At 39.8% G+C, this 13,905-nt stretch carries 13 protein-coding genes and 1 tRNA gene; 3 read left to right on the top strand and 11 right to left on the bottom strand.

Annotated elements, in window-relative coordinates; translation table 11 throughout:
- Window positions 1–76: 76 nt before the first annotated feature.
- Complete coding sequence (locus HCG49_RS01680) at window positions 77–676, bottom strand: RNA polymerase sigma factor (RefSeq protein ID WP_168467840.1); 600 nt, start codon at window positions 674–676, stop codon at window positions 77–79.
- Window positions 677–1,063: 387 nt separating this feature from the next.
- Window positions 1,064–1,145 (bottom strand) — tRNA-Leu (locus HCG49_RS01685).
- A gap of 99 nt (window positions 1,146–1,244) precedes the next feature.
- Here HCG49_RS01685 and HCG49_RS01690 point away from each other — a divergent pair.
- The 3 genes from HCG49_RS01690 (at window position 1,245) to HCG49_RS01700 (ending at window position 5,657) form a co-directional block, all read left to right on the top strand.
- Window positions 1,245–2,633 (top strand): dipeptidase, encoded by a 1,389-nt coding sequence (locus HCG49_RS01690; RefSeq protein WP_168467841.1) that lies wholly within the window; start codon window positions 1,245–1,247, stop codon window positions 2,631–2,633.
- A gap of 709 nt (window positions 2,634–3,342) precedes the next feature.
- Window positions 3,343–3,708, top strand: a complete 366-nt coding sequence (locus tag HCG49_RS01695) for a BlaI/MecI/CopY family transcriptional regulator (protein ID WP_168467842.1) — start codon at window positions 3,343–3,345, stop codon at window positions 3,706–3,708.
- A 2-nt stretch (window positions 3,709–3,710) separates the two neighbouring features.
- A complete protein-coding gene (locus HCG49_RS01700; RefSeq protein WP_168467843.1) occupies window positions 3,711–5,657 on the top strand; it encodes a M56 family metallopeptidase in 1,947 nt (648 codons plus the stop codon).
- A gap of 97 nt (window positions 5,658–5,754) precedes the next feature.
- Here the strand turns inward: HCG49_RS01700 and HCG49_RS01705 are convergent, their stop codons facing one another.
- The 9 genes from HCG49_RS01705 to ruvC all read right to left on the bottom strand — a co-directional run bounded on the left by HCG49_RS01705 (window position 5,755) and on the right by ruvC (window position 13,738).
- Window positions 5,755–6,756: a metal-dependent hydrolase gene (locus HCG49_RS01705; RefSeq protein WP_168467844.1), complete on the bottom strand. Its 1,002-nt coding sequence runs from the start codon at window positions 6,754–6,756 to the stop codon at window positions 5,755–5,757.
- 85 nt (window positions 6,757–6,841) lie between these two features.
- Window positions 6,842–8,614, bottom strand: coding sequence for a MutS-related protein (locus HCG49_RS01710; RefSeq protein ID WP_168467845.1), 1,773 nt, complete (start codon window positions 8,612–8,614; stop codon window positions 6,842–6,844).
- A gap of 42 nt (window positions 8,615–8,656) precedes the next feature.
- Window positions 8,657–9,013, bottom strand: a complete 357-nt coding sequence (locus tag HCG49_RS01715; RefSeq protein ID WP_168467846.1) for an MmcQ/YjbR family DNA-binding protein — start codon at window positions 9,011–9,013, stop codon at window positions 8,657–8,659.
- Between the two features lie 53 nt (window positions 9,014–9,066).
- Window positions 9,067–9,462, bottom strand: coding sequence for a Dabb family protein (locus tag HCG49_RS01720; RefSeq protein WP_072764934.1), 396 nt, complete (start codon window positions 9,460–9,462; stop codon window positions 9,067–9,069).
- A 40-nt stretch (window positions 9,463–9,502) separates the two neighbouring features.
- The gene (locus tag HCG49_RS01725; RefSeq protein WP_168467847.1) at window positions 9,503–10,126 is read right to left on the bottom strand and encodes a DUF4230 domain-containing protein; all 624 of its coding nucleotides are present in this window, start codon (window positions 10,124–10,126) and stop codon (window positions 9,503–9,505) included.
- Window positions 10,127–10,268: 142 nt separating this feature from the next.
- On the bottom strand, window positions 10,269–11,018 hold the full coding sequence (locus HCG49_RS01730) for a cyclase family protein (RefSeq protein ID WP_168467848.1): 750 nt from the start codon (window positions 11,016–11,018) through the stop codon (window positions 10,269–10,271).
- Window positions 11,019–11,377: 359 nt separating this feature from the next.
- The gene (gene hemW, locus HCG49_RS01735) at window positions 11,378–12,505 is read right to left on the bottom strand and encodes a radical SAM family heme chaperone HemW (protein WP_168467849.1); all 1,128 of its coding nucleotides are present in this window, start codon (window positions 12,503–12,505) and stop codon (window positions 11,378–11,380) included.
- A gap of 269 nt (window positions 12,506–12,774) precedes the next feature.
- Entirely contained in the window at window positions 12,775–13,140 is a 366-nt protein-coding gene (locus HCG49_RS01740; protein WP_168467850.1) for a four helix bundle protein, read from the bottom strand.
- A gap of 43 nt (window positions 13,141–13,183) precedes the next feature.
- Complete coding sequence (gene ruvC, locus HCG49_RS01745) at window positions 13,184–13,738, bottom strand: crossover junction endodeoxyribonuclease RuvC (protein ID WP_168467851.1); 555 nt, start codon at window positions 13,736–13,738, stop codon at window positions 13,184–13,186.
- Window positions 13,739–13,905: the final 167 nt, after the last annotated feature.

A 13,905-nucleotide genomic window follows, 5' to 3' on the forward strand; every position in this document is an offset into this window, starting at 1 on the left:
AGAAACAGGTTTTTATCTCGTTTTTTTACAAGCTTTTAGTATTCGGAGCGCTTTAAAAGAGAGATTTAAATGGCTTCTAATATCTGGCACTTTCAATTAAGAATGCTAAAATAAAAACGATATCCCCGTTAGTGGAAAGAAATTCCTTTATGGTGGTTAGAGCTTTGTTGATTTGGTATTTTACGGTATTTACCGAAATATCTAGATCACGGGCAATTTCCTCATAACTTTTACCGTCGTTCCTGGACATCTGGAAAACAAGCTTGCACCTGGGAGGTAATTTTTCAATGGCATGATTTTTAAGTTGCTCATAATCGTCTTCCACAAATTTGTTTATGGCTGTATTATACTGTACTTGGCTTTTATAGAAAATGGCTTCCCTTAGTTGTTTATTATTTGCGCTTTTGACGAGGAGATTAAAAGCCAAATTCCTGGCAATAGTAAAAATATAAGCTTTTAGAGACAGGGAAGGATCTAGTTTTTCACGGTTTAACCAAACTTTTAGAAATACGTCCTGTACGATTTCTTCTGCTTGCGGCTTGGACTTTAAAATGGCAAGGCTATAGGCATAAATACTTGGTTGATACCTCTCAAAGAGCTCTTGAAATGCCCGTTTATCCCCCTCTTTAAGTTTTAATACGAGTAACTCTTTTAAATTATCCTCATTATTAGTCATTGTCCTATTCCTTATTGAAAAATTCGCCAAATTTTATAGAATTCCGGGCTTTGTTATTGGTATTTTATGCGTCGATTTAAATAATGTGCGAAATCTACAAATTATTTTAGGAACTTAATTGTTAAGTTTTTTGAAGCATGAGAGAAATAGGTGATGAATTATCTGACCAGTCGATAGGCCAGGGCTGAATAAGGTGCTGACTGAACCGGGTCCGGTGTATCCCTACAATGGGGATAGCTCTTTAGATGTCGAGGATTAAGGGAGGGAGATAGTTTAAATTATCTGGAAAATGGATCGCGTGGCCAAGAATCTCAACTCCCAAAAATGTTGTACCTATGTTGTACCTAAACGAAAAAAGCCGACTCCTAAAAGTCGGCTTTCCCTTTGTACAGGCGGAGAGACTCGAACTCTCACACCTCGCGGCACTAGATCCTAAGTCTAGCGTGTCTACCAATTCCACCACGCCTGCAATTCGAGTGCAAATATATACCTTTATTTTAAAACGAAAAGACTTCTTGGCAAAAAAGTTTATTTTTTTTGTAAATTTATCCTTTGTACAAATAAAACTATGCAACAAGTAACTGATTACCTGAACAAAAACAAGGACAGATTCATCAATGAATTGATAGAACTCCTTAAAATTCCTTCCGTAAGTGCAGACCCTGCCTTCTCCCAAGATGTCCTTAATACCGCCGAAGCCGTAAAGACCGCGCTTTTAGAGGCCGGTTGCGATACCGTAGAGATTTGCGAGACCAAAGGGTATCCTATTGTATACGGCGAAAAGATTATAGATCCTAGCCTGCCTACCGTATTGGTCTATGGCCATTACGATGTACAACCGGCCGATCCTATAGACCTGTGGGATTCTCCGCCCTTTGAACCGGTGATCAAAAACACTGAAATCCACCCCGAAGGCGCCATATTTGCCCGTGGGGCCTGTGATGACAAAGGCCAAATGTACATGCACGTAAAGGCCTTTGAACTTATGATCAAGACCAACCAATTGCCCTGCAACGTAAAGTTCATGATCGAAGGGGAAGAAGAAGTAGGTAGCGAAAACCTGGGCGAGTTTGTCGCCAATAACAGGGAAAAACTCGCCAATGACATTATCCTTATTTCCGATACCGGCATGATTGCCAAAGACGTGCCTTCTATCACCACCGGTTTACGCGGTCTTAGTTATGTAGAAGTAGAAGTTACCGGCCCCAATCGCGACCTTCATTCTGGTCTCTATGGGGGTGCCGTTGCCAACCCTATCAATGTGTTGACAAAAATGATTGCCTCCCTGCACGACGAGAACAACCATATTACGATTCCTGGATTTTACGACAAGGTAGAAGAATTGTCCCAAGAAGAGCGTGCTGCCATGGCAAAAGCGCCCTTTAATTTGGAAAACTATAAAAAAGCACTGGACATCAATGATGTGTATGGCGAAAAAGGCTATACCACCAACGAGCGCAACTCTATACGTCCTACCTTGGATGTAAACGGAATTTGGGGCGGTTATATCGGAGCAGGTGCCAAAACGGTAATTGCCAGTAAAGCCTATGCCAAAATTTCCATGCGTTTGGTACCGCACCAAGAGTGGGAAGAAATTACCCAACTCTTTAAAACCCATTTCGAAAGTATTGCCCCAGCAGGGGTTACAGTAGTGGTTAAACCACATCACGGTGGCCAAGGTTATGTAACGCCGATAGATAATAATGGGTACAAGGCTGCAGAAAAGGCCTATCAGACCACCTTTGGAAAAACGCCTATTCCACAGCGCAGTGGCGGTAGCATCCCTATCGTGGCCCTATTCGAAAAAGAACTCCAGAGCAAAACCATCCTTATGGGCTTTGGCCTAGATAGCGATGCCATTCACTCGCCCAACGAGCACTTTGGCGTATGGAACTACCTAAAAGGCATAGAAACCATCCCGTATTTCTATCAGCATTTTACGGAATTGTCCAAATAAAATTTTTAAAATCCGTTCTTTTTAGAGCGGATTTTTTTTTTGGGCGTTCCCCTATCGGGTCGCTCTTTCCGCTATATCTTTTTTAGGCGCACCAGCCCCTAAAAAAGGATGCCGCTGCAATAGCTAACGCGGGATTCAGTGAACAATTACCATTGAGATGAAAGAGGGCCGAACGGAAAATGCAACGATTTGCATTTGGAGCGAGGAGCCAGACGGCGCGTTGGCCAAGGCTGCAGTCATTCTCAATGAACAATGAGATAAAAAAGAACACCCTATAACCAAGCCCTGCTAAAACAAAGTAATCAGTAAACGGTAACAAGTAAACAGAAAAAACCTTGATTAAGGTTATATGGAATTCTATAGTATTTCATGAACCTGATTTCTTATTGAGACATTCCAACATCCCCCTTACTCCCCCTTCAAAGGGGGAATCTGGATGATTTTACTTTAGGGACCAGTTTTTAAACAAGCCCTGCTAAAACAAAGTAATCAGTAAACGGTAACCAGTAAGGAAGTTATCTTGTTATCCTGTTACCGAGTTATCTGGCCGTGAGTATGTCCTATTTTTCTCTTCACCCCTCAAATAGCTATTTTAACAACCTCACCCCTAATCCTATAACTTTATACTCAACCTAAAAAAAACAACTCTATGTTTGTAGAATTAAAATTATTGTTCTATGTTTGTAGAACAATATCTTATACCGCTCCCATGAAACTATCAAAAACCGAGGAAGAATTAATGAACCACCTTTGGAAGTTAGAAAAGGCTTTTATGAAGGATCTTTTGGAAGTCTACCCAGAGCCCAAACCAGCGACCACCACCGTGGCTACCTTATTAAAGCGTATGGCAGACAAAGGATTTGTAGGATACAAGCTTTTGGGCAATGCACGGGAATATTTTCCCTTAGTAAAAAAGAAAGATTATTTCTCCAAACACCTGAACGGACTCATCAAAAACTTTTTTAACAATAGCGCCTCCCAATTTGCCTCCTTCTTTGCCCAAGAAACAGACCTTAGCAAGGAAGAACTAGAAGAATTAAGATCCTTAATCGATAGCGAAATTAAAAATAAATAGCCATGTGGGAATATCTTTTAAAATTTAGCGCATGTTTGGCCCTCCTACTCCTCTTCTACAAATTGGTTTTAGAAAAGGTGCATATCCATCATTTTAAAAGGTATTACCTATTAGCGGCCTTTGTTATCGCCATGGGCATTCCGTTAATTACGTTTACCCAATACATCACCGTAGTAGCACAGCCAATGGCGAATCAACCGCTTATAGACCATTACGGGACGCTACAACAGCTAGCAACTCCGGAAGAGACCAATCTACTGCCTATTATTTTATGGGGATTTTATGGTTTGGGAGCAGCGATTTTCGCCATTAAATTTCTCCTAAACCTAAAAAACCTCATCGGCAGTATCCACAATAACCCCAAGCAAAGGACAGGCAGTATACTTCATGTACTTTTAACAGAACCCATTGCGCCCCATACCTTTTTCAACTATATCTTTTTTAACAAAAGAAATTATGAGAACAATGAAATTCCACAAGAAGTGTTTTGGCACGAGGAAACCCATGCCCGGCAAAAACATAGCTTGGATATATTGCTTTTAGAACTGCTTCAAATAGTGCTATGGTTTCACCCCTTAGTGTATTGGGCTAAACATTTGGTAAAGCTCAACCACGAGTTTTTAGCAGATCAAGCCGTATTAAACAAAGGGGCAATTGTCCCTACCTATCAAAATTTAGTGTTGGCATTCTCATCAAATGCTATAACACCATCCTTGGCAAATGCCATTCATTATTCATCAATCAAAAAACGAATCGTCATCATGAAAACACAAACATCACAAAAAGCCATCTGGCTAAAAAGCTTATTGCTATTGCCTTTATTAGCCCTTTTACTGTATAGTTTTAGTACTAAAGAGATTGAAGAAATTAAACAGCTTAGGGAGGAAGTTCTTTTTCCCGATACCTTAAAAGCACAACAGTCTGCTCAGGAAACAATTAATGATTTCATTGCCCAAAATACCACAGAACACGAAATCTTAATATTAATAAATAAAAATGGACAGCTGTTGATCAAAAATGATCTGGTTAAGATTGAAGATTTAACATCGCACTTACTAAGGTATAACCAGAACCTTAGCAAGAAACAAAGGAGTCAACTCGTCAAATCCAGAATCCAGGTTGATAAAGAAACTCCAGTCAATATCATTAAAAAAGTAGAAGCTATATTACTAGACTATGGCGTAGCGACCATTGATATTGAAGAGTATAAACAACAAAGAGAGGCCACAAAGAGTGAAATCAAGGAATTTAATACACTCGCTAAAAAATACAAGGCACAATCAAAGGGCAATTTCTTCATCCTTAAAAAAGAAGTCGATCGGATGGAGTATATCTATAGCATCATGAGCAAGGCACAAAAAAAGAAAGCAGAACCTTATCCTAATTTTCCACCGCCGCCACCATCGTTACCTGCCATTGCCCTGGAAGAAGAATCCGTAGAATATGAAAAGCATATAGAAAGAAATCATGGCCAGAAAATGACCAAAGAGGTTATTATTATAAACAAAGATCGCCATGCCCCAAAAATAAAAGGGGAGCATCCCACCCTTAGAAAACATGTCCTACTCCCTCCACCACCTCCTATTCCGGCCAATGCTACTAAAGAAGAAATAAGGGAGTACGAAATAGCCATAGAAAACTATGAGAAAGGCAAGGACGCAAAAGTAATAAAGAAACAAGACGAGGATGGAAATATGTATGAGGTCATCGTGATCGATGGCGACAACCGTATACCACCACCCCCACCTCCAATGGTTTCCCCTACGGAGCATTTTAAAGAACTGCACCAAAAAGGCGCTAAATTCTATAAGGACAATAAAGCCATCTCCTATGAAGAGGCCCTTAAAATTTTAAAGGAGAACAAGCACCTCAATATAGAGGTAAAGGAAACCAACGGGAACCAACCCACGGTAAAACTCTCTACTAAACCTATAAAACAGAAAAACTAAGCCTCGCAATGGTTAAAAGAAATAACCTATTGAAAACAAAAATAACCTTCATTTAGAAGGTTATTTTTGTTATAAAAAATCTCTACGAGATTAGTGCTTATATTCCCCACATTCGTTCCCAAAGAGCCGATAAAAGTCGTTTTCCGTCTCTTTTCAATTTGGGGGTTTCTTCTACGAGTAAATCGCCATTGTTTGGGAGTAGCTTATAATTAAAGGCAAACTGTTCCTCATTAGCTTCCAAACTCATTAACCCAAAACGAAGATCGTTAAAATACAACTGCCCCTCTTTTTCACTGATGGTAAACCAGCCGCCCGTAATCTTTTTTAAGCGTTCTACCTTTTCGTTTCCATCCAAGGCGCCTAGTAAGTGATGGTTCTTAGGATAGCGGACAAATTCCATGGGCGATGTATCAAAAAAGGAATAGTTCCCTATGAGGTAGAAATCCCCGGCATCTATATTGGCCGACCATAGAATGGTATTAAAAGGGGCAGGCCTGATATCCATTTGTTGGTATGCTATCCCCTGCTCCTCTAAACTATCGGTAATTTTCATATAGGCCACACCCTTTAACACTAGCGTCAGCCCCATATACAAACTACTCACAACTAAGCCCATGGCATTATATCGCCATCGCTTGGGCGAATCGCGTTTTTGCCGCATGGCCAATATAAGAAAAACGAGAAATGGCAGGGTGTACAAAGGATCGATAACAAAGATATTCTGAAATGCCAACCTTAGATCGAAAGGCCAAAAAAGCTGTGTTCCCCAAGTGGTAAATGCATCTAAAATAGGATGTGTAAACAATCCCCAAAACATAAGCCAAGACCAGTCTTTCCAAGTCGCGGGCAGTTTTCTTTCCAATTTGGAGATCAACCAACCAAAAAGGGGCGCAAAAAGAACGGAAAAGAAAATAGAATGGGTAATGCCCCTATGCCATTCAATCGCCGAAACACTATCGGTAAAATGTTTGGCCATCACATCCAAATCTGGGATAGTCCCGGCAATAGCCCCGTATAACATGGCCTTATTACCTACTTTCCTTCCTAAAACGGCCTCGCCTACCGCGGCACCGAGTACTATTTGTGTTAAAGAATCCATTTTTAATCTATATGCAAAAGTAAAAAACTACCTATCGTAGTAACTGCTTCAATTTTATTCATCGCTTTAACCAAAGGGGTGTGCCTTATTCTACAATTTCCATTTTCTTTAATAAAAAGGAGGCATTCATATTCTGGCAAATCCCATCCTTAAAAGTATAATCAAAATGCAGTTCATTGTCTATGATCTCGGCATCAAAATAATGGTTCCGTATCTGTGGTAAATCATCCGAAGCCTCACACAAACTTAAATCGTGGGTCGCAATAATACCTGTTGCCCCAGAGCCCACCAATTTCTCTACAAACTTTCTAGAGCCAATGGCCTTATCCATACTATTTGTACCCTTTAAAATTTCGTCCAAGACAATAAAATAACGGTCTTTTTGAATTTCATCCACTATATATTTTAAGCGTTTCAATTCAGAAAAGAAATACGATTCATCGTCTGTAAGGGAATCGGTAGTACGCATACTGGTAATTAGTTTTATGGGATTGTAAGACACCTCGGCGGCACACACTGGAAGCCCCACATTGGCCATTACAATCTGTAGGGAGACGGTTCTTAAAAAAGTACTTTTTCCGGCCATATTGGCCCCGGTAACAATAAAGAACTGTTCGTTTAAGATATCGATATCATTAGGCACGGCTTTCTTAGGGTCTAACAAAGGGTGCGAGGCCTTAGCAGAGTTTAATACAATGTTTTCATTGACTATCTTGGGATAGCTATAATTTGGATGGTTGTGAGCAAAATTCCCTAAACTGTTGTAGGCATCAAAAAAGGCGATGGTATTAAACCAGGGCGATACCTTGGTACCGTAATCGGCGATCCACTTTTCTAATTTATACCCTTGGCGCAGGTCCCACAGGAAAAAACCATTTCCTAAAAGACCAAAAATCATATTGCTGCGCTGATCCAAAGCTCCTAATATCCTAGAAAATTCTTTGAGTACCTTAGAGGCCTTTTGATCTTTGGAAACTACAGCGTCTCTTTTTTCACTAAGAAGCTGCGACTTAAAAGTAACCTCCTCAATTTTTAAGATGAGTTTCTGATATTGCTGAAAGGTACTTTGTAGGGTACTTGTATCGGCGGCCAGTTTACCGGTATTTTTAATATAAACCCCACTGATCACCAGCCCTACAAAAAGGGTGATAAATATAGGAAACCCTGGTAATAGGCCGGTTAAATAACCCGCTATAAGGGCCACTGATATTAAAGAAAACACATTGGGAACATAGCGCATCACCTTAGGAACATAAGGTACATACTCCTTTAACCATACCCCAATGGCCTTCGTAGAAGCATCGGCCTTTACCAAAGTGGCAATAGCCGAAAACTCTTGTCGCCAATCGGTCATTTGAGAGAGTTCTTCAATAGCCTCTTGTTTTCCTTCTATACCGTCTATGGCATTTTCGGTCAAAATATCGGCCAAGGCCCGACTCCCCTGTGGCAAAGCCGTACGGTTGCTGTATTGAAAGAAGGAACCTTTCCCAAACAAATCTATATCCTGACTAAAACCATGGGAGGGGTCTTTAAACGCATTGCCGTCTGGCAAGTGGTGGAATTTTCGTTCCAACACTTCTATTTCGGTAGTGTTAATAGCAATAAGGGCCAAAATCTTATCCCTTTTGTATTGTAGGTCGGTGTGTTTGCTTACTAAAAACAAAAACAAGGCGATAGCCACGATAATGAGGCCAAACACCAATTGGGTGTTCCCTATCAACAAATACACACTTAAAGATGCAACGGCAAAAACGACCAGCCTTAAAATACTCGATAATAGTAATTCTTTCTTAACCTTTTGGAGCAAGACATTTTGTGTTGCTAGCCGGTTTTTATAAAATGATAGTAGATGATCCATGGGGATATTTAAAAGGGGTATTCGTTATTTTTATAGGTGGTTTTAAAGGGCATTCAGTTCGGCCTGTAGCTTTTTTGTGAGTCCTGCTACCACCAAGGCATAGGAATGGTCTATCAATTCCCGTACCAATGCAGGCGATAAATTTTCTAGATATAGGGTATTCCAATGCACTTTACTCATATGGTAGCCAGGAATAATGGTACCATCATAGGTTTCCCTTAGTTCAATAGCGCGCTGCGGATCGCATTTTAAATTGGCCTGGGAAGGTAATCTTTCTAAGGCGGCCAGGGCAAACATTTTCCCCATCACCTTAAACACCAAGGTTTGCGCATCAAAGGGAAATTCTTCTGTCACCCCCTTTTTTGCAATACAATACTCCCTAAACGCCTCTATATTCATGTTCTTCTTTTAACCAGATGCTAGGCATTCTTATAAGTAATCATGCACCAATCCTAAATACTGGTAGAATCATACACAATAACCTTGGTCCATAGTTCGCTAGATTCCTCTATGAATATTTTATGTGCTTTTTCATCCTGGTATTTTTGCTGCGTTTCGGCAGAATCAAAAGTTACCACCAAAGAATAGGTGAAAGAACCATCTACCACATCGCGACTCGCTTGCGGCGGAAAGCCGATAAAATTGGTTTTTGCATATTTGGAATCCTTTAAAAATTTCTTCAAGGACGTTTCAAAGGCCTTTCTATCGGTGTCGCTATCCGGATTTTTAAGCCAGAAATATACGGTATGCACAAAATTAGGGTCAAAGTTTTTCATGTCTTTCTCTTGTTGGCCATAACTAGATACGGTCAGGGCTAAAAATAGGATACTTAAAAGTGTTTTTTTCATTCTCTGCAATATAATTTAAATCTCATGTAAATATAAAACATTAGTCTTCCATTAACGATTTGGTGCGTTCACTTAGTTCCAAGGCCGTATAATCTAACTTCCAGCCTATGGTTTCCACTATTGTTTCTATTAATAGAACCGCCTCCAAGGCTTCTTTATTAGCCGTTTCCATCAATCCACTTTGGGGAATTTTATCCCTAATATGTTCTTTGGCCTCCCTGTTCAGAGAAGTAAGGTCGGTTGGGTTAAAGGTATTGAACAATCCGTTTTTAATATCGTAGAACTGTAGTTCTGGCTCTATCGACAGAATTTCGGGCCGGGGAAAATTCGATAGGATGATTTTTTTCTTTTCGTTATCGGCATGGATATGGACTTTCTTTAAATCGAACCCTATATGTGCCTTGGCATTAATGATAATAAGTGCCTTTTTTTTGCTGCTCACCAAACTCAGAAAATGTTCCCTGGTATTTTCGTATCTATAGATTTCCGCAAAATCGCCTTCGACGGAAATAAGTTTACAGACCCGTTTTATTTTATCGAGCAAAATAGTCGATTGTTGTTCGGTAAGCTCTTTGTTTTTCTTTTTCCTAAAAAAAGAAAATAACCAGTACATGGTTACAGCCCCTAAAACAAGCCCCAGAAAAAGATCTATGATATCATTCATACGTTTTAGCTATTGCTTCTCTATAAAGGTATAAAAAACTCACTGCTTTGGTGACACTTAGGTCTGCCAAGAACTTCATACCCCTAAGAAGCATTTTGTAGTGGCTTTTCCCCTACACTTGCATGTCCTAATCTTGCCGGAATTAATCCTCAATTTTATACAACACTGGTCTACTCGGACTGGCATCGTTCTCAAAAGGAGCGAGCTGTATATTTAAAAAGTAGCGACCATCGGCAATAGTATTGGCCACATAGATAAATTCGGTAATAGTAGCCTGCTCCCTTAGTTTCCCATTAAAATTCCAGAAGGCCTTATGGGCCAATAGCTCCCCTTCGTCCTTTTCCTTATCTACGGAAGGAAGGTCAATCAATACATGCTCTACCCCTTTATTGACCAGGAATTGTGCCGCTTCTTCTAAGAGATAGGGCGGATTCGTATGGGAGTACTGACGCGACTTCTTATCACTCAGATTGGGCATGGTTCTAATGACTACCGCCTCTCTCTTTTTATTCCCCAAGGCATATTGCAACTGCTTTTTAGAAATCACAAAATCGTCTCCCTTTTTCTCCGGAGCAACCGTAATTAACTCAGCAAAAAAGAAAAATTTGGACAGGCTCTTATTCACCGAATAAAATTCTTCCGTGATATGCCCCACACATTCGGTATGGGTGCCATGGGCATGTGGGTTAAAATGTATATTGTTAAAATTTATCGATGCCCCTTCCGATACTTTCCCTACAAACTCTCCTTCCTTATGTGGTTCTATCGTAGGCGGACCAACGTACCAGGCATTTACATTGGAGTCCTTGCCTTGTAACGGCATGGAGATATCCAAAGGTTTGGAAAGGTCAATCTTGTAGTTTTTGGTGTTTATTTTTATCGTTGTGATCATGTATGTTTTTCTTATTACAGTATTTTTCCTAATTATGCCAAAGCCGTTTCAGCAGGGTATTGTATATGATTTTATGATTTACTTTTTCGCTGCATTTATTTCAGTGACCAAATTCCGTTTATAGCCATTCTTCGCTATTTTTTAACAATTTAATGGCAAAAACCCTTTCAAACAGCCTCAAATCTTTAAAAATACATCAAAATTTTCAAATACGATTTCTTTAAACACCTTGATACTATCTTTATTTTAGAAAATTTTGTCTAGTTAAGGGTGTTTTTAGGAACACCAACTTATAGGCAACAAGAAACACCCCTCGGCTTTAAAAAGCGGGTAGGTACTACATCAAACTAAAGATAGGATCAATTCACCCGAAAAAGGTCGGCAGCAATCCCATCGCTTAAAAACTTGCCTTTTTTCGATACCAATAAGTGGCCTTGTTCTATAATGAGCAGTCCTTTCGAAATTTTATTGTTTGCCTCCTCTAGCAGGTAGTCATAGAATTCTGCCCCAAATTCTTCCTTGATTCTTTCTAAGGACACCCCCCAAATGGTGCGGAGCCCAGTCATTATATACTCGTTATAACGGTCTGTTTTAGAAAGCTCTTCTACTTCCATAGGGAGTTGGCCTTGGTTGATGGCCTTGATATATTGGGGATTGTTATTAATATTCCACCCTCTCTGTACACCGTCATAAGAATGCGCAGAGGGCCCGATACCCAAATATTTCTTTCCTAGCCAGTAGGCAGTATTGTTTTGGGAGAAGTAGCCTTCTTTCCCAAAATTGGAGAACTCGTAATTGATAAAGCCGGCCGTTTGTAGCCTTTCACATAAAATATGATGGTGCTCCTGGGCCAGGGCATCATCTACAGGGCCAATAAGTCCCTTATCAATAAATTTTTTCAGGGCCGTTTTTGGCTCTACGGTCAGGGCATAGCTAGAAATATGCGGAATTTGAAAGGCCAAGGCTTTTTCTATATTCGATATCCAGCGTTCCTTGGTCATTCCCGGGACCCCATAAATTAAATCGATAGAAATATTATCAAAATAGGTCCTTGCCATAGTAATACAAGCTTCGGCCTCTTCCGCATTATGGGCCCTGTTCATCAGTTTTAGATCGTCTTCAAAAAACGACTGAATCCCAATACTTAAACGGTTTATTGGCGTTGCCGCCAATTGTTCAATTTTGGCCTTGGACAAATCGTCCGGATTGGCTTCTAGGGTAATTTCCGGATTCGCTGCCACCATATAATGGGCATAGACCGTAGCGATCAAAGCGTTTATTTCCTCGGTCTCGAGCACAGAAGGAGTACCCCCTCCAAAATAGATGGTCTGTACCGTCTCTTCTGCAAAAGAATCTTTTCGTAGCTCCAGCTCTTTTTGTAAGGCCAATACCATGGCTTCCTTCTTCCCCATTTGAGTGGAGAAATGAAAGTCGCAATAATGACATGCTTGCTTGCAAAAAGGAATATGTATGTATATGCCGCTCATAATACAATTAACAGTTATCAATTAACAATAAACAATTATTTCATTGTTTATTGTAGTGAACTTAAGGTTGAAATACATGATTTTTGACAACTCATTTCTTTGAGCCAGTAATAGGTGTCTGCATTACTAAACAACAGTTATCAATAACCAATTAATTTCCAGTATCGATTCTAGTGGTCTTTAGAATGGAGAACATTAGTTTTGATAGCTCATATATTTGAGCCAGTAATAGGTGTTTGCATTACTAAACAACAGTTATCAATAACCAATTATTTTCCAGAATCGATTCTAGTGGTCTTTAGAATGGAGAACATTATTTTTGATAGCTCATCGGCATCCGAAATTAATTTATCCGCTGTGTTTACAGGGATAAAATGGGAGTCTCTCAATAATTTAAGCCAATATTTAGTTTCTAAGCTTTCTTTGTATGCTATTGATATCTTGGATGAGAAATCGGGTTTCGAAATTGCACCATTAGCTTCAGCAATATTAGCCCCTATAGATGTTCCGGCTTTCAACAGTTGTTTGGATAATACAAACTCTTTTTCTGTTTTCACAATATCTTTATATAAATCAATCACTTTCAACGCAAAAGCATATGATTTATCAGATAGAGGGTTATTTTGACTACCCATATTTATTGTTTATTGATTATTGTTTATTGCTAATTGTCCCATACTATTTTTTCACCCTATTTTCATTTTGCTTGATAAAAGCATCCCAACCGCTATAGCTTTTGCCTATTTCTATTCGGCCTTCGTTATAAAAATGGCACACGGCTGCTGCCAGGCCATCGGTACTATCTAGGTTTTTAGGCAGAGTTTTTAGACCCAATACACTTTGCAGCATTTTGGCTACTTGCTCTTTACTGGCATTTCCATTGCCGGTAATAGCCATTTTTATTTTCTTGGGCAGGTATTCGGTAATCGGTATTTGTCGCGATAGTCCGGCTGCCATGGCCACTCCCTGGGCACGCCCCAACTTTAGCATGGACTGTACATTTTTTCCAAAAAAGGGCGCCTCTATAGCTATCTCATCGGGATGGTAGGTGTCTATAAGTTCTATGGTGCGCTCAAAAATTAGCCTTAGTTTAATATAAGGGTCCGTATATTTATTGAGTAGCAATTCGTTCATCTGAACAAATTCCATTTTTTTATTGACCACCTTTATAAGGCCAAAGCCCATAATTGTAGTTCCTGGATCTATACCCAAGATGATCTTTTCGTTGGACAAAGGAGAGACGGTTTGAATATTTATAAATTAGTTTTTATGCTTGCCCAAGACGACAATGTCTTTTTGGGATCCTAGTGCCATAAAGTTTCTAGAGTAGCCCTGCTATCCCAAAACTTTACGGTTATGGCCTCAAAAATAAGCTATAAAAATGCCAACGCCAAGAAGGC

The organism is Arenibacter sp. 6A1, from assembly GCF_012272855.1.
Lineage (GTDB): Bacteria > Bacteroidota > Bacteroidia > Flavobacteriales > Flavobacteriaceae > Arenibacter.